The organism is Streptomyces humidus, assembly GCF_014649655.1.
GTDB classification, from domain to species: domain Bacteria; phylum Actinomycetota; class Actinomycetes; order Streptomycetales; family Streptomycetaceae; genus Streptomyces; species Streptomyces humidus.
On sequence record NZ_BMTL01000025.1, the window covers coordinates 82,205 to 102,704 of the forward strand.

18 protein-coding genes are annotated in these 20,500 nt (G+C 74.5%); 8 read left to right on the forward strand and 10 right to left on the reverse strand.

Annotated features, from left to right (window positions below; translation table 11 throughout):
* Positions 1-160: 160 nt before the first annotated feature.
* From IE239_RS27280 to IE239_RS27305, 6 genes are all read right to left on the reverse strand, one after another.
* On the reverse strand, positions 161-1,570 hold the full coding sequence (locus IE239_RS27280; RefSeq protein ID WP_190152057.1) for an aldehyde dehydrogenase family protein: 1,410 nt from the start codon (positions 1,568-1,570) through the stop codon (positions 161-163).
* Positions 1,567-2,784: an RNA polymerase sigma factor gene (locus IE239_RS27285; RefSeq protein ID WP_190152058.1), complete on the reverse strand. Its 1,218-nt coding sequence runs from the start codon at positions 2,782-2,784 to the stop codon at positions 1,567-1,569. Before IE239_RS27285 ends, IE239_RS27280 begins: the two co-directional genes overlap by 4 nt.
* Before the next feature lie 3 nt (positions 2,785-2,787).
* Positions 2,788-3,138 (reverse strand): YciI family protein, encoded by a 351-nt coding sequence (locus IE239_RS27290; protein ID WP_190152059.1) that lies wholly within the window; start codon positions 3,136-3,138, stop codon positions 2,788-2,790.
* Between the two features lie 269 nt (positions 3,139-3,407).
* Positions 3,408-3,575, reverse strand: coding sequence for a DUF8839 family protein (locus IE239_RS27295; protein WP_190152060.1), 168 nt, complete (start codon positions 3,573-3,575; stop codon positions 3,408-3,410).
* A gap of 73 nt (positions 3,576-3,648) precedes the next feature.
* On the reverse strand, positions 3,649-5,763 hold the full coding sequence (locus IE239_RS27300) for an MMPL family transporter (protein WP_190152061.1): 2,115 nt from the start codon (positions 5,761-5,763) through the stop codon (positions 3,649-3,651).
* Positions 5,764-5,984: 221 nt separating this feature from the next.
* Complete coding sequence (locus tag IE239_RS27305; protein ID WP_373308152.1) at positions 5,985-6,509, reverse strand: MarR family winged helix-turn-helix transcriptional regulator; 525 nt, start codon at positions 6,507-6,509, stop codon at positions 5,985-5,987.
* Positions 6,510-6,680: 171 nt separating this feature from the next.
* Between IE239_RS27305 and IE239_RS27310 the strand changes: the two genes are divergently transcribed.
* On the forward strand, positions 6,681-8,204 hold the full coding sequence (locus IE239_RS27310; RefSeq protein ID WP_190152062.1) for an SDR family oxidoreductase: 1,524 nt from the start codon (positions 6,681-6,683) through the stop codon (positions 8,202-8,204).
* A 107-nt stretch (positions 8,205-8,311) separates the two neighbouring features.
* On the forward strand, positions 8,312-9,685 hold the full coding sequence (locus tag IE239_RS27315) for a cryptochrome/photolyase family protein (RefSeq protein WP_190152063.1): 1,374 nt from the start codon (positions 8,312-8,314) through the stop codon (positions 9,683-9,685).
* 7 nt (positions 9,686-9,692) lie between these two features.
* Here the strand turns inward: IE239_RS27315 and IE239_RS27320 are convergent, their stop codons facing one another.
* Positions 9,693-10,619 (reverse strand): LysR family transcriptional regulator, encoded by a 927-nt coding sequence (locus IE239_RS27320; RefSeq protein ID WP_190152064.1) that lies wholly within the window; start codon positions 10,617-10,619, stop codon positions 9,693-9,695.
* A gap of 157 nt (positions 10,620-10,776) precedes the next feature.
* On the opposite strand from IE239_RS27320, the gene IE239_RS27325 reads away from it, so the two are divergent.
* Positions 10,777-11,472: a type 1 glutamine amidotransferase domain-containing protein gene (locus IE239_RS27325; protein WP_190152065.1), complete on the forward strand. Its 696-nt coding sequence runs from the start codon at positions 10,777-10,779 to the stop codon at positions 11,470-11,472.
* Between the two features lie 172 nt (positions 11,473-11,644).
* Here the strand turns inward: IE239_RS27325 and IE239_RS27330 are convergent, their stop codons facing one another.
* Positions 11,645-12,631 carry a MerR family transcriptional regulator gene (locus IE239_RS27330; RefSeq protein ID WP_190152066.1) on the reverse strand — a complete coding sequence of 329 codons (987 nt, stop codon included), beginning with the start codon at positions 12,629-12,631 and terminating at the stop codon, positions 11,645-11,647.
* A 324-nt stretch (positions 12,632-12,955) separates the two neighbouring features.
* Between IE239_RS27330 and IE239_RS27335 the strand changes: the two genes are divergently transcribed.
* Positions 12,956-13,402: an SPW repeat protein gene (locus tag IE239_RS27335; protein WP_190152067.1), complete on the forward strand. Its 447-nt coding sequence runs from the start codon at positions 12,956-12,958 to the stop codon at positions 13,400-13,402.
* A gap of 188 nt (positions 13,403-13,590) precedes the next feature.
* The gene (locus IE239_RS27340; RefSeq protein ID WP_190152068.1) at positions 13,591-13,854 is read left to right on the forward strand and encodes a GlsB/YeaQ/YmgE family stress response membrane protein; all 264 of its coding nucleotides are present in this window, start codon (positions 13,591-13,593) and stop codon (positions 13,852-13,854) included.
* A gap of 19 nt (positions 13,855-13,873) precedes the next feature.
* Here IE239_RS27340 and IE239_RS27345 read toward each other — a convergent pair whose 3' ends face one another.
* On the reverse strand, positions 13,874-14,692 hold the full coding sequence (locus tag IE239_RS27345) for a GNAT family N-acetyltransferase (RefSeq protein WP_190152069.1): 819 nt from the start codon (positions 14,690-14,692) through the stop codon (positions 13,874-13,876).
* 419 nt (positions 14,693-15,111) lie between these two features.
* Here IE239_RS27345 and IE239_RS27350 point away from each other — a divergent pair, with 419 nt between their 5' ends.
* Both IE239_RS27350 and IE239_RS27355 read left to right on the forward strand, forming a co-directional pair.
* Positions 15,112-16,728: an alpha/beta hydrolase gene (locus IE239_RS27350; RefSeq protein ID WP_190152113.1), complete on the forward strand. Its 1,617-nt coding sequence runs from the start codon at positions 15,112-15,114 to the stop codon at positions 16,726-16,728.
* A complete protein-coding gene (locus IE239_RS27355) occupies positions 16,729-18,213 on the forward strand; it encodes an FMN-binding glutamate synthase family protein (RefSeq protein WP_190152070.1) in 1,485 nt (494 codons plus the stop codon). It abuts the gene before it with no gap.
* A gap of 215 nt (positions 18,214-18,428) precedes the next feature.
* On the opposite strand, the gene IE239_RS27360 is transcribed toward IE239_RS27355, so the two are convergent.
* Positions 18,429-19,211 carry an alpha/beta fold hydrolase gene (locus tag IE239_RS27360; protein WP_190152071.1) on the reverse strand — a complete coding sequence of 261 codons (783 nt, stop codon included), beginning with the start codon at positions 19,209-19,211 and terminating at the stop codon, positions 18,429-18,431.
* A gap of 164 nt (positions 19,212-19,375) precedes the next feature.
* On the opposite strand from IE239_RS27360, the gene IE239_RS27365 reads away from it, so the two are divergent.
* Positions 19,376-20,470: a baeRF3 domain-containing protein gene (locus IE239_RS27365; RefSeq protein WP_190152072.1), complete on the forward strand. Its 1,095-nt coding sequence runs from the start codon at positions 19,376-19,378 to the stop codon at positions 20,468-20,470.
* The last annotated feature ends 30 nt before the right edge of the window (positions 20,471-20,500 follow it).

A 20,500-nucleotide genomic window follows, 5' to 3' on the forward strand; every position in this document is an offset into this window, starting at 1 on the left:
GAGCGATCCGGAGAACTTTCCGGAAGGGGATCGACGGGTGAGGTTATACGTAAAACCTACCTCGCGCCAGTCTCCTCCGGAGCGGCCCACGACCGCGGCGCCCGCGCACGGCGGACGACGGCCTCCTCGCCCGGAGGCCGTCGTCCGCCGTGCGCACCGTTCAGTTCAGCGGCTTCGCCAGGACCGCCTTGCGGTGGCTGAACGTCTCGATGGAGTAGCGGCCGTGGTAGCTGCCCATGCCGCTCTCCCCCACCCCGCCGAACGGCAGGTCGGAGACGGTGAGATGGGCGAGAGGCAGGCCGTACCCGAGACCGCCGGAGGAGGTCTCGGCGGCGATGCGCTCCCGGGTCGCCCCGGAGTCGCTGAAGACGTACAGGGCCAGCGGCTTGTCGCGGTCGTTGATGAAGCCGATCGCCTCGTCGAGGCCGTCGACGGTGACGATCGGCAGGATCGGGCCGAAGATCTCCTCCTGCATGACGGGCGACTTCGGGTCGACGTCGGCGAGGACGGTCGGCGCGATGTACTTGTCCGCGCGGTCGCTGCCGCCGCCGACCACGAGGTGGCCGGAGCCGAGCAGGCCGCTGAGCCGGTCGAAGTGGCGCTCGTTGACGATGCGGCCGTATTCCGCGGAGGCCTGCGGGTCGGCGCCGTACAGCGTCTCGACCGCGCTCTTCAGGAGGGGTTCGAGGGCGGCGGCCGTCCGCGGGTCGGTCAGGACGTAGTCGGGGGCGACGCAGGTCTGGCCGGCGTTGAGGAACTTGCCCCGTGCCAACCGGCCGGCGACCACGGTGAGATCGGCGTCGCGGTCGACGAACGCCGGGGACTTGCCGCCGAGTTCGAGCGTGACCGGAGTGAGGTGTTCGGCGGCGGCGCGCAGGACCACCCGGCCGACGGCGCCGTTGCCGGTGTAGAAGATGTGATCGAAGCGTTCGGCGAGCAGGGCCGTGGTCTGCGGGATCCCGCCCTCGACGACGGCCACCGCCTCGGTGTCGAGGTGGGCGGGCAGCAGCCGGGCCAGGGCGGCGGAGGTGGCGGGCGCCAGCTCGCTGGGCTTCACGACCACCGCGTTTCCGGCGGCGAGGGCGCCGACCAGCGGGGCTAGCAGGAGCTGGGCGGGGTAGTTCCAGGGTGCGATGACGAGGACGACGCCGAGCGGGTCGTACTGCGTCCAGGCGCTCGCGTCCGCGCCCAGGTGGGCCGGGACCGGGGCGGACTCGGGGCGCAGCCACTCGTCCAGGTGGCCGAGGGTGTGGTCGATCTCGCGGACGGTGAAGTCGATCTCGGTGCGGTAGGCCTCGGTGGAGCTCTTGCCCAGGTCCGCGTGGAGGGCGGCGGCCAGCTCCGCGCCCTGCTCGGTGAGCAGCGCGCGCAGCCGGCGCAGCTGGTCGGTGCGCCAGGCGACGGGCTTGGTGCGGCCGGCGCGGAAGGCGGCGCGCAGCCGGGCGACGACGTCGGCGGGCTGCTCGGGGGTCGCTGCGGTGGTCACGGTGCCTCGCTGGGGGTGCGCGGGCCTTGCGGCCCTGGTGGTTCGGGGCGAGCGGTCAGCTCGGTGTATATGCCAACCTTTCATGCGCCGTGATTCATTCCCGGCCCGGCGAGGAGTCCGCGCCTGCGTCGGTCGAGGAGCGCGCGTTGCGCCGGGTTCCCGCACAGCGCGAGGGCCGACTCGTAGGCGCCCGCCGCCTCGGCGGTCCGGCCGAGCCGGCGCAGCAGGTCGGCGCGGACGGCGTGCCAGACGTGGTAGCCGTCGAGGTCCAGCCCGTCGACCAGCTCCAGGGCCCGGCCCGGGCCATCGGTCTCGGCCACGGCGACCGCCCTGTTCAGCGCCACGACCGGACTCGGCGCGAGCGCCATGAGCTGGTCGTACAGGGCGAGGACCTGCCGCCAGTCGGTGGCGGCGGCGGTCGGCGCGTCGCTGTGGACGGCCTGCACGGCGGCCTGGATCTGGTAGGGACCGGGGCGGCCTCGGCGCAGGCAGCGGCGGACGAGCGCCTGCCCCTCGGCGATCAGGTCCCGGTCCCAGCGGCCGCGGTCCTGGTCGGGCAGCGGCACCAGCGTGCCGTCGGTGTCCTCGCGTGCCGCGCGCCGGGACTCGACGAGCAGCATCAGCGCCAGCAGTCCGGTGACCTCGGGTTCGTCCGGCATCAGCTCGGTCAGGAGCCGGCCCAGGCGCACGGCCTCCGCGCAGAGGCCGGGATCGCCCTCGTACCCCTGGTTGAAGATCAGGTAGACGACGGCGAGCACTCCCCCCAGCCGGTCGGGCAGGTCGGCGTCGCGGGGCACCCGATAGGGGATGCGGGCGTCGCGGATCTTCGCCTTGGCGCGGACCAGGCGCTGGGCCATGGTCGGTTCGGGGACGAGGAAGGCGCGGGCGATCTGTGCGGTGCTGAGGCCGCCGAGGAGGCGCAGGGTGAGGGCGACCTGCGCCTGTGGGGCCAGCGCGGGGTGACAGCAGGTGAAGACCAGGCGGAGCCGGTCGTCGCGCACGGGGCCCTCCTCCACGGGCTGGTCGGCGGCGTGCAGCAGGGCGGCTTCGGCGTGGCGGGCGTCCCGGGCGGACTCCCGGCGCAGCCGGTCCACGGCCCGGTTGCGGGCGGTGGTGATGATCCACCCCGCGGGGCTGGGCGGCACACCGGTCTGCGGCCAGCGCCGCACGGCCGCGACGAAGGCGTCCTGGACCGCTTCCTCGGCGAGGTCGATGTCGCCGAGGAAGCGGACGAGGACGGCGACGGCCCGGCCGTACTCCTCGCGGAACACGGCCTCGACGTCGGTGGTGTCCGGCATCGTTCAGTGCGCGTCGGCGAACGGGCGCACCTCGATGGGCAGGGTGGTGGCGAGGGCCGCCTTGCGGCCCCACTCCAGGGCCTCGTCCAGGTCCGCGGCCTCGATCAGGCACAGGCCGCCGAGGTACTCCTTGCCCTCGGCGTACGGCCCGTCGGTGACGAGGACGTCGCCGTCCTTGGGCCGCAGCATCGTGGCCGTCTCCGGTCCGTGCAGTCCGCCGGCGAAGACCCAGGCGCCGGCGGCGCGCAGCTCGTCGTTGTACGCCTGCACGCGGCGCACGATGTCGGCGAGCTCCTCGGCCGCGGGCGGCTCGCCGCCGGCGGGCTGGACCACGCTGAGCAGGTAGTGCGTCATGACGTCCTCCGGGGGGGGTGTCGTGCGGTTGTCTCACCTCCTACACGAACAGCACCGCCCCGGATCGACACCCCGCGCCGGAAAGCGAGAAACAATCTCGTCCACGTCCACGTCCACGTCCACGATCACGACCGCACCGCACCCACTCGTCACCCGTGCCCGCCGAACGGGCCGCGTGCTGCCGAGGGGGCCGGGCGTCGCCGGCGGGCGGGTCCGGGGCGACACGGACGCCGAGGGACCCTGCCGGGCGACGCCCGGCCTCGCAGAGCTCAGTCTTCGTCGCCGTGGGGGACCACGACGAGGAAGGCGTCCGACTTCAGGTCCATGACCACGGTCGCGGGCTCCCCCTCGGCTCGCCGCCGGGCCGCGTACTCCTCCGCCGGCCACGATCCCCGCGGGGATCCTGCGGGGAAACGCTCCAAGACCTTCGCGCTCATAGCGGCAGACACCTCCCGATGCGAAACGGACAACTTCTCGGTACTCGTTTTCCCGGGATCGGCGCGAACATGTTCACCCCCGGGTCGACGGGGCGTCATCTGCCTCGCCCGGGTCGCGGCCGAGCCGTCCGGGCCACCACGCGCGGGGCCCGATGTCCCGCACCAGCGCGGGCACCAGCAGCGAGCGCACGACGAGCGTGTCGAGCAGGACGCCGAAGGCGACGATGAAGGCGATCTGGGCGAGGAAGGCCAGCGGGATCACCCCGAGCGCGGCGAACGTGGCGGCGAGCACCACACCGGCCGAGGTGATGACGCCGCCGGTGGTGACCAGCCCGCGCAGGACCCCCTCGCGCACACCGTGCAGCAGCGACTCCTCGCGCACCCGGGACATGAGGAAGATGTTGTAGTCCACGCCGAGCGCCACCAGGAACACGAATCCGTACAGCGGGACGGACGGGTCGGTGCCGCTGAAGCCGAACACGTGGCGGAAGACGAGAGCGGAGACGCCCAGGGTGGCGAGGAAGTTCAGCGCCACCGTGGCCACGAGCAGAACAGGGGTCAGCAGGGAGCGCAGCAGGACCGTCAGGACGAGGAGGATGACGGCGAGGACGACGGGGACGATGAGGGTGCGGTCGCGTTCCGCGGTGCGCAGGGTGTCGTAGCGCTGGGCCGTGTATCCGCCGACGAGGGCGTTCGCTCCGGGGACGGCGTGCAGGGAGGTGCGCAGGCGCGCCACGGTGCGCAGCGCCTCGTCGCCGTCCGCCGCGGAGGTCAGGGTGGCGTCGACGCGTACCCGCCCGTCGACCACCAGCGGCGCGCCGCCCGGACGTCCGGACGCGCCGACGCCGGCCGCCGAGGCGACGCCCTCGGTGTTCCGGGACGCGGCCAGGACCTCCTGGAGCCGGTCGGCGTCCGCGATGATCACGGTGGGGTTGCCGGAGCCTCCCGGGAAGTGCCGGCCGAGGGTCTGCTGCGCGGCGACGGAGGGGGCGTCGTTCACGAAGGTCTCGTCGAGGGGCGTCCCCTTGGAGGCGAGCGTCGGGGCGAAGGCGGCCCCGGCCAGCAGGACGACGAGGGCGACCGCCCACACGCGGCGCGGGGCCCGGTCGACGAGGGCGGCGACGCGCCGCCACACCCCGTGGCCCGCGCCGCCCGCGGGGGCTCGTGAGGGCCAGTAGGCGCCCCGGCCGAGGAGCAGCAGGACGGCGGGCAGGAAGGTCAGCGTGCTGAGCACGGCGCAGCCGATGCCGACGGCGCCGACCGGTCCGAGCGCGCGGTTGTTGGTGAGATCGCTGAGCAGCAGCGCGAGCAAGCCGAGGGCGACGGTGGCGGCGCTGGCCACGATCGCTCCCCAGAAGCCGCGCAGCGCGCCCCTGACGGCGGCGAACCGGTCGGCGCCCGCGGCGAGTTCCTCCCGGTGGCGGGCGGACAGCAGCAGCGCGTAGTCGGTGGCCGCGCCGATCACGAGGATGGAGAGGATGCCCTGGACCTGCCCGTCGACGCGCACCAGGCCGTGGTCGGCGAGCGCGTACACGATCGCGCAGGCGAGGCCGAGGGCGAGGACCGCGCTGAAGATGATCACCAGGGGGAGCAGCACGCTGCGGTACACGAGCAGCAGGATGACCAGGACGGTGGCCAGCGCGACGGCGAGGAGCAGTCCGTCGATGCCCGCGAAGGCGTCGGCCAGGTCCGCCCGGGTCGCGGCCGGTCCGGCCAGCTGGACCGTTGTGCCGGGGACGCGTTCCGCGGCGGCCCGGATCCGGTCGAGGGTGGGGGCGAGGTCGTCCCCGAGGTCGGGGCGCAGGGGCACCACGCCCTCGATGGCCCTGCCGTCCTCGGACAGCAGCGCGGGCGACACCGCGCCGGACGCGCCCCGGTCGCGGGCGAGCAGCGCGAGGGCCTTGTCGGCGTCCGCCAGCCGGTCCTCCATCACGGGCGCGCCGGCTCCGGCCTCGCCGCCCGCGGTCCACACGACGATCGCCGGGAGCGTCTCCTTCTGCCGGAAGGCGCGTTGCGCGGCGACGACCTCGGTCGACTCGGCGCTGCGTGGCAGGAAGGCGGCCTGGTCGTTGGTGGCGACCTCGCCCAGCCGCCCTGCGTAGGGGCCGAGGACGCCGCCGACGCCGAGCCAGACGGCGACGAGGAGGACCGGGACGAGCCAGCGGGCGCGTCGGGGGGTGGCAGACATCGTTCTCCAGCTCCGGAGGAAGGGGCGGACAGCTCGACGGCAGTGATACTCGAGGATGAACAATCTCAATCATTGAGACAGTCATCGGTCGAGTGATCATAGACGTCGCCTGTCCTTCTGTCCTCGACCGGCCTCCGGATGCACCTAGGCCGGCCTCCCGATGCACCTCGACCGGCCTCCGGACGCACCTCGGCCCGTCCGGGACACCGGGAGAGCCTTTCTCAGCGCCCGGGCGGGTGGATCTCCGACAGTTCCTCGCCCATCGCGCCGAGGAAGCGCAGCACCACCGACAGCTCGTCCTCGGTGAAACGGGCACGGGCGGCCCGGGTCGCCTCGGCCAGCGGGCGAAAGTAGGAGCGGGCCGCCGACCGGGCGTCCTCCGCGTAGTACAGGTGGACCACCCTGCGGTCGGCGCTCTCGCGCACCCTGCGGATGTGCCCCGCGCGCTCCAGCCGGTCGACGCACGCGGTGACCGCGCCCGAGGTGAGCCCGAGGTGCTCGCGCAGCCGCTTGGGGGTCATCGGCCCGTCCGCGTCCAGGATCGCGGCGAGCGCCTGGACGTCCGTCGCATGCAGTCCCTGGTCGCCGGCGAATCCGTGCACCAGCCGGTTGATCTCGCCGTTCATCCGCCGCAGCCGGACGGCGAAGGCATGCAGGTCGGTCGGCGCCCCGGACGCCTCGGGTGCCTCGGGTGCCTCGGACGGCGTTTCCCGCACCCGCTCCGCACGCTCGTCAGCTGTGGCCACGGGGTCAGCGTAGCGGCCTTCCGCGATCACTCGATCGTGCGCACAACCCCGGGGTGCATCCGCACGCCGTCTCCGCGTGGAAGCGATCTGGAAGGGACGGTCAGCAGGGCGTCGCCCCGTCGGCGCCGGACCGGTCCCAGGGGGCCCGACCGAACAGAGGACCGAAGACCCATGACCGGAGACGGCCGCGACACCGGAGCGCTCTGCCTGGTGACCGGAGCCACGGGATACGTCGGGGGCCGGCTCGTCCCCGAGCTGCTGGCCGCGGGACACCGGGTGCGCTGCCTGGCCCGCGACCCCGACCGGCTGCGCGACCATCCCTGGGCCGGGGACGTCGAGACGGTGCGCGGCGACGTCACCGACGCCGCGTCGGTCGCGGCGGCGATGGGCGGCGTCGACGTCGCCTACTACCTGGTGCACGCGCTGGGCACGGGTGACGACTTCGAGGAGACGGACCGCAGGGCGGCCACGATCTTCGCGGAGCGGTCCAGGGCGGCGGGCGTGCGCCGCATCGTCTACCTGGGGGGCCTCACCCCGGCCGACGTGCCGGAGCGGGAGCTGTCGCCTCATCTGCGCTCGCGCGCCGAGGTGGGGCGGATCCTGCTGGACTCCGGCGTCCCCACCGCCGTGCTGCGTGCCGCGGTGGTGATCGGCTCCGGGTCCGTCTCCTTCGAGATGCTGCGCTATCTGACCGAGCGGCTGCCCGTGATGGTCACCCCGAGCTGGGTACGCACCCGGATCCAGCCCGTGGCCGTCCGCGACGTGCTGCGCGCCCTGGTCGGCTCCGCCCGGCTCCCGGACGACGTCAACCGCACCTTCGACATCGGCGGGCCCGACGTCCTGACGTACCGCGAGATGATGCTCCGCTACGCGGCCGTCGCCGAACTGCCGCGCCGGCTGATCCTGACGCTGCCGATGCTCACCCCCGGCCTGTCGAGCCACTGGGTCGGGCTGGTCACCCCGGTGCCGGCGTCGATCGCACGGCCGCTCACCGAGTCGCTGCGGCACGAGGTGGTCTGCCACGAGCACGACATCGCCCGCTATGTGCCGGACCCGCCCGGCCATCCCCTCGGGTTCGACGAGGCGGTCCGGCTCGCCCTGCGCAAGGTGCGGGAGGCGCGGGTCGACACCCGCTGGTCCTCCGCCTCCGTCCCCGGCGCCCCCAGCGACCCGCTGCCCACCGACCCCCGCTGGGCCGGCGGCAGCCTCTACACCGACGTCCGCGAACTCGCCGTCGACGCCCCTCCCGCGTCGCTGTGGCGGGTGATCGAGGGCATCGGCGGCGACAACGGCTGGTACTCCTTCCCGCTCGCCTGGGCCGTCCGCGGCCGGCTCGACCGGCTGGCCGGCGGGGTGGGGCTGCGCCGCGGCCGCCGGGACGCCACGCGGCTGCGGGTGGGCGACTCGCTCGACTTCTGGCGGGTCGAGGAGATCGAGCCCGGCCGTCTGCTGCGGCTGCGGGCCGAGATGCGGCTGCCCGGCCTGGCCTGGCTGGAGCTGCGGGCCGACCCGGCGGCCGGCGGCCGCTCCCGGTTCCGCCAGCGCGCGGTCTTCCACCCCCATGGCCTGCTCGGCCACGCCTACTGGTGGAGCGTGGCGCCCTTCCACGCGCTCGTCTTCGGCGGCATGGCCCGCAACATCGCACAGGCTGCGGTGGCGGACGCGGCGGCGCGGGCACGCGAACCCGCCCGCTGACCGGCCGCGGCGGGGAGCGGCCCCGCGCGGCGGTCCCGCCTGCATCCGCCGGCCGCCGCCGACCGGAAGCGATGCACGCAACGAACCCGTCCCCCCGGAGCCCCTTCATGAACGTCTCGCTCGTCCTGTTCACCGCCGACCTGCGTCTGCACGACCACCCGCCGCTGCGTGCGGCCCTCGACGGCGCCCGGCAGGTGGTCCCGCTCTTCGTACGCGACCGGGCCGTCGACCGCGCCGGGTTCGCCGCGCCGAACAGGCGGGCGTTCCTCGCCGACTGTCTGCGCGACCTGGACGCGGGGCTGCGCGAGCGGGGCGGCCGGCTCGTCGTGCGCTCGGGCGAACTGGTGGAGCAGGTGTGCCGGGTGGCGGCCGAGGCGGAAGCGGACGAGGTCCACCTGGCCGCCGACGTGAGCGCGCACGCGCGGCGGCGCGAGGAGAGCCTGCGGCGCGCCCTGGAGTCCGAGGGCGTGCGGCTGCATGTGCACGACGAGGTGACGACCGCCGTCGGTCCGGGCACGCTCGCCCCGGCCTCCTCGGACCACTTCGCCGTCTTCACCCCGTATTTCGGACACTGGTCGCGGGCACGGCTGCGCGAGCCGCTCGGCGCGCCCCGGACCGTGCCGGTCCCGGAAGGGGTCGGCTCCGAGGAACTGCCCGCCCGCAAGGACCTGGCGGGTCTGTCGCCGGGTCTGGCGGCGGGCGGCGAGGAGGAGGGCCGCCGGCGGTTCGCCTCCTGGCTGCGGTCGGGCGTCGGCACGTACGAGGACGGCCACGACGACCTCGCGGGCGACGTCACCTCCCGGCTTTCGCCCCACCTGCACTTCGGGACCCTGTCCGCGGTGGAGCTCGTGCATCGCACCCGTCAGGTGGGCGGCCTTGGGGCCGAGGCGTTCGTGCGGCAGCTGGCCTGGCGCGACTTCCACCGTCAGGTGCTGGCGGCCCGGCCCGGGGCGGCGTCCGCCGACTACCGCACCAAACACGACCGCTGGCGTTCGGAGCGCACGGCGCACGCCGAGATCGAGGCGTGGCGGGCGGGCCGCACCGGCTACCCGCTGGTGGACGCGGCGATGCGGCAGCTGAGCCACGAGGGGTGGATGCACAACCGGGGCCGGCTGCTGACCGCGAGCTTCCTCGCCAAGACGCTGTACGTCGACTGGCGCATCGGCGCCCGGCACTTCCTGGACCTGCTGGTCGACGGGGACGTGGCCAACAACCAGCTGAACTGGCAGTGGGTGGCGGGCACGGGCACCGACTCACGGCCCAACCGGGTCCTCAACCCCGTCACCCAGGCCAAGCGGTTCGACCCCGACGGGGCGTACGTACGGCGCTGGCTGCCCGAGCTGGCGGACCTGGCCGCGCCCGCGGTGCACGAGCCGTGGAAGCTGACCGGACTCGACCGCGCGGCGCTCGACTACCCGGAGCCGGTCGTGACGCTCTCCGAGGGACTGGCCCGGTTCAGGCGTGCGCGGGAACGGCCCTGAAAACCCCTCACCACTGCGGGGCCGCGCTCAGCAGGAGATCGCGCACCCGGGTCACGTCCCGGTTCGTCGCCGCGCCGGGCCGCTGGACCAGATACGCGGTGTTGACGGGCGGATCCGGCGGCTCGTGGAGCGGGACGAGGGCGCCGCGGGCCAGTTCGGCCAGGCAGAGGTAGCGGGGCAGCACGGTGACGCCCGCGCCCGCGACGGTCGCGGCCAGCACCCCGCGCAGGTCGGGCACGGTCACCGCGGCGGAACCCGACAGCCGCCGGCCGAAGACGTGCCGCCAGTATCGGCGTGCGATGGGCAGGTCCTCGGCGTACGTGATCAGCGGGACGCCGTGCAGGGCCGCCGGCCCCTCGGCGGCCAGCGGCCCCCGGAGCCGATCGGCCCACACCGGGGCCGCGACGAGGACGAACTCCTCGTCCGTCAGCGGGACCGCGTGCAGGGTGCGGCCGCGGGGCCGGGTGGTGGCGACGACCAGGTCGTGCCGTCCCGCGCGCAGCTCCTCCAGCAGCGCGTCGGTGAGACCGGTGGCGACGCGCAGCCGGAGTCCCCCGGCCACCAGCGGCGCCAGGGCGGGGAGCGCACGGGTGCACAGCAGCTCGGCCGGTCCGGCGAGATGCACCGGGTCGGCCCGGCCACCCGGGCCCGCCGGGTCCGGGCCGGCCACGACGGCCAGCTCGTCGAGCGGCTCGGCGACACGGGCCGCCAGCTCGTCGGCGACGGCGGTCGGCGACACGCCGCGCGGGAGCCGTTCGAAGAGCTCGCGCCCGGTCTGCCGCTCCAGCGCCCGCATCTGCGTCGTCACGGTCGGCTGGGACAGTCTCAGCAGCTGCGCCGCACCGGTGAACGAGCCCGCGCGGTACACGGCGAGGAAGGTGCGCAGCAGGTTCAGGTCCAAGGGTTCGGCGGGTCGGCCGTCGCTGTGTTCCACCGCGCCAGTATTCCTCCGCCACCCATAGGATCATCAATGGCGGGCATCGGAATCCTCATTGGATCCCTATGCCTCGACCGTCTAGGTTCGCTCAGGCACCCATGCGTCGGCGGTCCGCGGAGCGGAACGCCGACGCCGACCCTCTCGGAGATCACTCATGGCCAAGATCCTTTTCGTGCTGACCGGCGCCGACCACTGGACGCTCGCCGACGGCACGCAGCACCCCACCGGCTTCTGGGCGGAGGAGGCCGCCGCCCCCTACGAGGCGTTCCGGGCGGCAGGCCACGAGGTCGTCGTCGCGACGCCCGGCGGCGTCGTGCCCACCGTGGACAAGGGCAGCCTGGCCGCCGAGGTCAACGGCGGGCAGGAAGGCGCCGACCGGATCGCCGCCGTGCTCGCCGGCATGACCGAGTTGCAGCGACCGCTACGGCTGGAGGACGTGGACCTCGGCGACTACGCGGCCGTCTTCTACCCGGGCGGCCACGGCCCGATGGAGGACCTGGCCGTCGACGCCGTGTCCGGCCGCCTGCTGACCGAGGCCCTGGCCTCGGGCAGGCCCCTGGGCGTCGTCTGCCACGGCCCCGCGGCGCTGCTCGCCGCGGTCGCCGAGAACGGCTCCAACGCCTTCGCCGGTTACCGGATCGCCGCGTTCACCAACGCCGAGGAGCACCAGGCCGGCCTGGCCGACAAGGCGAAGTGGCTGCTCCAGGACCGCCTCACCGAGGCGGGCGTCGACGTACGGGTCGGCGAGCCCTGGGCGCCGCACGTGGTGGTCGACCGCAACCTCGTCACCGGCCAGAACCCCGCCTCCTCGGCGCCGCTCGCCGCGGAGCTGCTGAAGAAGCTGCACTGAGCCCGGCGGCCGCACCGGACGCCCGCGCCCGCCCCTTCGCCCGTGCCGGCCGGGGCGCCCGCACCGCTGGCCTTTGGGCCGGCCGGGCTCCTCAGGGCGCTCCCGGCCCTCGGCCCGGGCGTCTCTCAGGCGGCGGACCGGAGGTCCCCGCGACCGGCCGGGCGCGTGCGCCTCACGCCGCGCCCTGGCCGTGCGCGCCGGCCAGCAGCGTCAGCGCGTCGCCCAGGCCCTTCGGCCGGGGCAGGCCCGGGGCGGGGCGGCCGGCCCATCCGGAGCCGCCGAGCACCACGGTCGGGGCTCGCCGGGCTCCGGTCACGCCCCATCGGGTGTCCGCAAGGTGCCTGGCCAGAGGCAGGCTGGCGGTCGACCGCGTCTGCGACCACAGCACCACGGCGACCGGGCCCAGCCGCCGCACGGCCGCTGTCAGCGCCTCCACCGGCACGGCCGCTCCGAACATCCTTGTCGGAACGCCGAGTTGGAGGAGGCCCGCGTTGAGCGCCTCCAGCGGCAGACTGTGCTGTTCACCCGGCACACAGGCCAGCAGCACCGGCCCCGGCCCTCCCTCCCGGCCGCCCGCCACGACGGCGTGGGGCGCACGGCGCAGCGCGGTGGAGACCTGCCAGGACAGCAGGTGCTCCACCTCGACGTACCGATCGCCGGACGAGGCCCACTTACGGCCCACGGCGTGCAGGGTCGGGACCATCACCTCCTGCCAGGCGACGGCGAGCCCGTGCCGTTCCACGGCCGCCTCCAGCCGCTCCGCGACGGCCGGCGCGTCGAGGCGCACGGCGGCGCGGGCCAGGCCCCGGCACTCCTGACGGACGTCGCCCCCGTCGGGCGCGGGGACGGCGGGCGCACCCCTGCTCCCGGCGGCCGCTCCCGCCGGTTCCGCCGGTTCAGCGGACGGCGGCAGCGCTGTGTCCCTCGCCGCCCGGGCGGCGTCCGCGGGCGGCACGCCCGACGAGGTGAGCCGGCACATGGCCTCCAGCACGGCCACGTCGCTCGGCCGCCAGCGCCGGTGCCGGCCGTCCGCGCGCACGGCGGGCCCGATGCCGTACCGCCGGTCCCACGAACGCAGGGTGGTGGGCGCGACGCCGAGCCGTCGGGCCAGCGCCCCCGTGGTCAGACCTGCGTCATCGGGACTCATCGCCTCGCTCATGACGTCACGATACGACGCAGAAGCGACGCACGACGAGCCAGACGGCTCGCGGCCCCGCCCCGACGGGGGCGCAGCACACGTTTTCTTCGTCGAAGCAAGATTCGACGCACCGGCCCGGCGTCCGACGCGCCGCACGACGACGGCCTCCGCCTCCCCGGCCCGAGCACACCGCACGACGACGGTCCCCGTCCTTCGGCCCGAGAAGCCGGATCCATCCGCACGATCCCTACACATAAAGGGTGAATAAGAGCACAATGAATATGCGCGGCAGATACCGCACACCGCATCGAAGCGGTCGGCCCTGAGAGTCAAAGGAGACGGGTCATGGCCAACGTCTCGCACACCAGAGGCGACATGTCGACGCACCCCGACGTTCCGGAGATGCAGGCGCGTTACGCCCGTATGCTCGGCGGTCGCGACGTGGCGCTCGTGGACGGACCGGTGTTCCTGCTCGGTCTGTACTGCGCCGTGTCCCCGTGGGTACTCCACTACACCGCCAGCCAGCCCGCCCTTGTCACCCACAACCTGATCGTCGGCATCGCCATCGCCCTGCTGGGCCTCGGTTTCACCGCGGCTCCCGCACGCATGTACGGCCTGAGCTGGGCCATGTGCGCGGCGGGCATCTGGATGATCGTCGCACCGTGGGTCGTGGGCGACAGCCCCGACGCCGGAGTCGCGGTCAACAACATCGTCATCGGCGCCCTGGCCCTGCTGCTCGGCCTGATGTGCACCGCCACGGCGGCGCGGAGCACCCGCACGCCCACCCCGTAGTCCCTTCCCGCACCCGGGAGCACGGCCGGGCCGACCCGCGGACACGGGTCGCCCCGGCCGTCACACGTCGCCCCGCCGCCCTGACGCCGGCCCCGGCCGGGACGGCGGCGCCAAGCGGAACGGACTGTCCCACCGCCCCGTGGGCAGACATGGGTCAACGGGCTCTCAGGGAGAAGCGGAGGGGCGGGATGGAGATCGACGGCATCGTCAGTGCCCTCTTCATCGGCATCGTCATCGGCGTGCTCGGGCGGCTCGTCGTCCCGGGGCGCCAGCGCATCGGCGTGCTGTGGACGATCGGGGTCGGCATCGTGGCCGCGCTGATCGGCTCGCTGCTCGCCGCGGGCCTCGGTGTGGCCGACACGAAGGGCGTCGACTGGATCGAGTGGCTCATCCAGATCGGGCTGGCCGCGGTGGGCGTCGCGGCCCTGGACCGGGCGAAGTCGCGCCGCTGACCCGAACACCTCGTCGGCTTCACCGCGGGCCCGCCGGCGCATGACGCTCCCGCGTGACGTCAGGCGCGTGGACGTACGGGGTCGTCGTGCTCAGCGCGGCGAAGCCGAGGCGTTCGAGGATGGGGCGGCTCTGGCCGGAGGCGTCGACCTGGAGGTAGCGGTAGCCGCGCTCGGCGGCGATGCGGGCCCGGTGGGCGATCAGCGCACGGTAGATCCCCCGGCCGCGCCAGCCGTCGACGGTGCCGCCGCCCCACAGGCCGGCGAACGCGACGCCCGGGACGAGCTCCATCCGCGCCGAGCTCACCGGCACGTCCCCGGCCAGCGCGACGAGGGCGACGAATTCCTGGGAGTCGGCGGAGGCGAGACGGGCGAGCAGGAGAGCGCGCAGCCAGGAGCCGTCACGGCCGAAGGCCTTCTCGTTCGCCTCGACCATGAGCTCGACGCCCGCCCGGTCGGTGACCGGCACGATGCGGACACCTTCGGGCGGTGCGACGTCGGCGATCTGGCCGCTCGTCTCGCCGACCATCAGAGTCTCCTCCTGATCAGGCACGAACCCGGCGGCCGTGAGCCGCTGCCCGAGGTCGGCCGGGCGGTCGTGCCCGTACAGCTTCCACTCGAACTCGTGGCCGAGGCCTGCGAAGCGGGCGATCTGCTCGGCGATGGCCGCGTCGGCGTCGTCGGCGTCCAGGCCGGACCACAGGACACCGCTCCAGCCGCCGTCGCCGCCGATGTGCCGGACCACGCCCCCGGACCTCTCGATCCGGGCGTCGGAGCTCTCGGGGCGCGCGCATTCGCGCATCTCCCGGTCGTACAGGGCGAGTACCGCGGCATGATCCATGCGCCCACTCCAGCACCCGTGCACACCCCCGCACAACGCAATTGGAGCGACGAGGCCGGTCCGGGCGCCGTGGGACGCCGTCGGACGCCGTCGGTCGCGGGCACCCGCCCGCACCCGCCCGCACCGGGCGGAACTCCGGCGGACCGTCCGGGTCATGCTGAGCGCCCTCTGTCACCCGCTCGGGCGTCCCTCGCCCCGAACCGACCCGACCGGTGCCCGACCGCCGCCCGGGCGTCGCGCGGGCGCCCGCGGCGCACAGGCCGCATGAGCCGTGCGGGCGGTGCGCGCCGTGCGCGCGCCGGTCCTCGGGACTGGCGCGCGGGGAGGCGTCGTCCGCCCGGAGGCGGGTCACCGGACGGCCGCTTATCGTGATCGAGGACGCCGTCCCCGGACCGCTGCGGGCGTCCCTGGAGGCATTGATGCTGGCCAAGCTGTCGACGCGGCCCGGGTTGCGACGCTGTGCGCTCGCCGCCACCGCCGCACTGACCCTGATCGGTGCGGGCCTGCCGACGATCACCGCGAACCGGAACACGGACGAGGACGACCGTCTCGGCCTGTCCCGGTTCCACGGGCAGAAGATCGCCTGGTCGGCGTGCAAGGGCGACGGCATGCCCAAGGACCTGCAGTGCGCCAGGCTGACCGTCCCCCTCGACTACGCCCACCCCGGGAAGGCCACGCTCGACCTCGCGATCGCCCGCTACCGGGCCACCGGACACAAGCGCGGCTCCGTGGTGCTCGACTTCGGCGGCCCCGGTGGCGCGGGAGTCCCCGAACTCGCCTACAGCGGGAAGGAGTTCATGGACCTCACGGACGGCTACGACGTGGTCGCCTTCGACCCCCGGGGCGTCGGCCGCTCCTCCCCCGTCAGCTGCGGGAGCGGGCAGGAGAGCGGACTGGCCCCGCTGGACGACGACGCGGCCCTCGCGGATCCGCGGACCCTGCTGCCCCGGCTGAAGAAGGCCGCCGCGGTCTGCGCCGAGCACTCCGGGCCGGTCCTGCCGCACATCGGCACGGTCGACGCGGCACGGGACCTGGACGTGATGCGCCAGGCGCTCGGCGACAAGAAGCTCAACTACCTCGGCTTCTCCTACGGCAGCCGGCTCGGCGCGGTCTACGCCGCCCGGTTCCCCGGCAAGGTGGGCCGCATGGTCCTCGACGGCGTCGACACGCTCACCGAGCCGCTCACCGAGCAGGGCGCCGCGGGCGCGCGGGGGCAGCAGGTGGCGCTGGACGACTTCGTCGGCTGGTGCGTGAAGGACATCGCCTGTCCCTTCGGGCAGGATCCGCGCGTGGCCCGCGAGGAGGTCGTGCGGCTGGTCCGCTCGCTCGACGAGGATCCGCTGCCGACGGACTTCGGCCCGGACTTCACCGGCCAGGACCTGGTCGGCGCCCTCGGGCAGGGGCTGTACAGCAAGGAGCTGTGGCCCTCGCTGGAGCGGGCGCTGGCCCAGCTGGTCGAGAGCGGCGACGCAAGCGGCGCCCTGGCCTTCCAGGGCGGCGGCTCCGCGCTTCCGCTCCCCTTTCCGCTCCGGTCCCCGGGCGGCGGCCCCTCGCGCGGCGCGCTCGTCGACGCCGAGGACGTTCCCCTGGACAACCTGCCCGCCGCGCTGATGGCGATCAACTGCGCGGACGACCCCGACCGTCCGACCGCCCGGCAGGTCACCGCGGACCTCGAACGGCTGCGGGCCGCCTACGAAAAGGCGTCGCCGGTGTTCGGCCGGTACCGGCTGACGGAGGTTCTGATGTGCTACGGCCGCCCGAAGGGCACCGACTTCATCCGCGACGAGGTGAAGGACCTGAGGACGCCGAAGATGCTCCTGGTCGGCACGCGCGGCGACCCGGCCACGCCGTACCGCTGGACCGTGGAGACGGCGAAGCGGCTCGGGTCGTCGGCCGTGGTGCTCGACAACAGGGGCGAGGGGCACACCGGGTACGGCTCGTCCAAGTGCGTGCACCGCAAGGTCGACGACTTCCTGCTGTACGGCACCCTCCCGCCGAGCGGCAGTTCGTGCGGCCCCGACGAGGACGCCGGCTGAGTGGGCCGGTTCTGGCCGCTGCTGCTCGTCGCCCTGGCCGCCGCCGCGTCGACGACCGCCGCCTTCCTGGGGTCCGCCCGGTGGTGGCTGGCGGCCGGGCCGGCGCTGGCGCTGACCTGCGTGGGCGCCGGGGACCTGGTGCAGCGGCGTCACTCCGTGCGGCGCAACCACCCGCTGACCGGGCGTCTGGGACGGCACGCCGCGGGGCCGCGCCTTCGGTGGGGCGCGGTACGGGAGCCGCGGGCCGACGCGCGGGACGGGGCGGAGTTCCTGGTGCCGTCGCTGCGGCCGGTCGAGCCGGCCGAGGAGCCGCCGGTGGTGCGGGTGGGCGGGCCCGGCTGCTCGCAGCCCTACGACATGGCGTTGCTGAACGTCTCGGCGATGAGCTTCGGGGCGCTGTCGGCGCGCGCGGTCCTCGCCCTCGGCAGAGGGGCCGCGCTGGGCCGTTTCGCGCAGGACACCGGGGAGGGCGGGCTGTCGGAACACCATCTGCGGGGCGGCGGCGACCTCGTCTGGGAGATCGGGACGGGGTACTTCGGCTGCCGTGCCGACGACGGCGGCCTGGACTGGCGGGAGTTCGCGGACAAGGCGGCGCTGCCCGAGGTGAAGTGCGTGTCGCTGAAGCTGTCGCAGGGCGCGGCCCCCGGCATGGGCGCGGTGCTGCCCGGGGTGAAGGTGAGCGCCGACGTCGCACGCGAGCGACGGGTCCCGGAGGGCGTCGACGTGGTGTCGCCGCCCGCGCACCGGATGTTCTCGACGCCGCGCGAACTGCTGCTGTTCGTGGCCCGGTTGCGCGAGGCGGCGGGCGGCAAGCCGATCGGGATCAAGCTGTGCGTGGGAGCGCGGCGGGAGTTCCTCGCGGTGTGCAGGGCGATGCTGGCGGAGGGGCTGGCCCCGGACTTCGTGGTGGTCGACGGAGCGGAGGGCGGCACGGGCGCCGCGCCGTCGGGATCCGCGGGGCGGCTCGGCATGCCGCTCACCCTGGGGCTCGTCACCGTGCACAACGCCCTGGTCGGCGTCGGGCTGCGGGACCGGGTCCGGATCGGCGCGAGCGGCGGGGTGGCCACGGGCTGGGACGTCGTCACACGCCTCGTGCAGGGCGCCGACTACACGAACGCGGCCCGCGCGATGATGCTCGCCGTCGGCTGCGTGCGGGCCGGACGGTGTCACACCGGCCACTGCCCGGCCGGCGTGGCGACGCAGGACCCGCTGCGCACCCGTGGCCTGCACGTGGCCGACAAGGCCCGGCAGGTCGAGCGCTACCAGCGCGAGACGGTGCGCGAGGCCGTCCGGATCATGGCGGCGATGGGTGTGCGCGAGCCGGGCGGGCTCACCCCGGCCCACCTGGTCCGGCGGGTCGCTCCCGGCTCGGAGCGCTCGTACGCCGACCTGTACGAATGGCTGGCGCCGGGCGAACTGCTCGCGGGGCCGCCGCCGTCGTGGGAGTCGGACTGGAAGGCGGCGGACCCGGACGCCTTCGGCTGACGGCCGCCGCCCCGCCCACATACCCGCGCACCGGCCCACCGGGCCTCCGGGCCTCGGACTGCCGAGCCTTGGGCCGCAGGCTCGCCGGACTGCCGGGCCGCCGCGCCTCCGAGGAGCCTGGACGCCGGAGCCGGACCGCCGGTTCGCCGAGCCGACGTGCTGGCGTGCTGGCGTGCCGACGCGCCGACGACCGGCCCCTGGAGGCCCGTCGGCGGCTACGCGGGCTTGTCGGTCACGAACGCGTCGATCGCGGCTGTCAGCTCGGCCGGCTTCTCGACCGGGAGTTCGTGGCCGGCGTCGATGATGCGGACGACGGCGTCCGGGTAGGCCATGGCCATCCGCAGCATCTGCCGCACCGGGAGCTGGATGTCGTGGTAGCCGTGGATCATCAGGGTGGGCGCCTGGATCTCTCCGGCCCGGTCGAGGACGTCGAAGGCGCGCATGGCGCCGTACAGCGTCATGACCACCTCGCGCGGGGTGCCGGCGGAGGCCTCGACGTAGGCGCGGATCTCGTCCTTGGGGTAGCCGGGGGCGAAGGCGCGCCGGATGTTGGCGGCGACGAACACCTTGAAGGGGACGAGCGTGGAGGCGCCCATCAGCAGCCCCCGGCCCCGGCTGTAGGCCATCCGGCCGATGGAGTTCACCAGCACCATGCGCTCCACCCGCTCCGGGTGGGAGAGGGCGACGGTCTGCGCGATCATGCCGCCCATCGAGTGGCCCACGAGCACGCACCGCCGCACGCCGAGGTGGTCGAGCAGGGCGATGAGGTCCCCCGCCAGTTCCGCGACCGTCTTCACCCCCGCGCCGCCGCTCTCGCCGTGCCCGCGCAGGTCGAGCCGGATCACCCGGCGCCGCACGGCGAAGTGCGCAGCCTGGTGGTCCCAGCGGCGCCGGTTCGCCGTCCAGCCGTGCACGAACACCAGGGGCACGCCGCCGCCGTCGTGCGGCCCCTCGTCGTCGTACGTCAGGGCTGCGCCGTCGACCTCGAGCTGCGGCATGGGTGCCTCCTGCGATGCTGTCCCGGTTACTGACGCGTACCGTAACCGGCGGCCGGGCCGCCGTCACCGGCCGCCCCGAGATTTCGCGGCACCGGGGAAGAGGTGCGGCATATGCGGATATTGCACCGAATGCCTGATGTGCGAATAGGTCCTATCGTGCTCGTATGGAGCACGCACTCAGCCCCGCGACCCTCACCGAGCTGCGCCGTCCGCGCCCCTATCCGGCGGTGTCCGTGCTGACGCCGACCCATCGGCGCGAACCCGAGAACTCCCAGGACCGCGTCCGGCTGCGCAACGTCGTGGCCGAGGCGAAGAAGCAGTTGGAGCACGACCCGGCGGTCACCCGCGAGCGGCGGGCCGACGTGGCCGGGCAGCTGGACCTGGCGCTGGCCGAGGTCGACCTGTCGCACGCCGAGGACGGCCTGGTCATCTACGCGGCCCCCGGCGAACACCAGGTGTGGTCCCTGGCCCGGGCCGTGCCCGAACGCGTCGTCTTCTCCGACACGTTCCTGACCCGCAACCTGGTCTCCGCGCAGGCCGCCGAACGGCCGTTCCGGGTGCTCTCCGTCTCCGCCGACCGCGTCACCCTCTGGCGCGGCGGCGCGGACCGGGTCACCGAGGCGCAGGACGGCGGGTTCCCGCTGACGAGGAGCCGGGAGAACTTCGACGCCGAGCGCCGGCAGCGGATCGGCGACCAGCCCAGCACCTTCCGCGACGAGGACACCCGCCACTTCCTGCGCGCCGCCGAGGCCGCCGTGGCCAGGCTGCAGCGCGAGGACCCGCTGCCGCTGTACGTCACCGGCGAGCCGGCGGCGCTGGCGCTCCTCGACGAGCAGGGGCCGGCCGCCCGCGACGCGGTGCACGTCCCGCACGGCGGACTCTCCCACGGCACACCCGAGGCGGTGTGGCAGGCGGTGCGCCCGCTGCTCGACGAGCAGTCCCGCCGGGACGCCGAGGCCGTCGCCTCGGAACTCGACTCCGCCCGGGGGCACAAGACGTTCGCGGCCGGCGTCGACGAGCTCTGGCAGAACGCACGGGAGGGCCGGGTCCGGCTGCTCGCCGTCGAGGAGAACTACCGCATCACGGTCCGCGACGACGGCGACCACCTCGTCCCCGCCGCGAGCGGCGACCTCGACGCCCGCGACGACATCGTGGACGAGATCGTCGAGCAGTGCCTGGAGACCGGCGCCGAGGTGCGCTTCGTCCCGGACGGCGCGCTGGGCCCGGCGGACGGGCTCGCCGGCGTGCTGCGCTACTGACCGGGGTCTGCGCGGTCGCCTCCCCGGCGG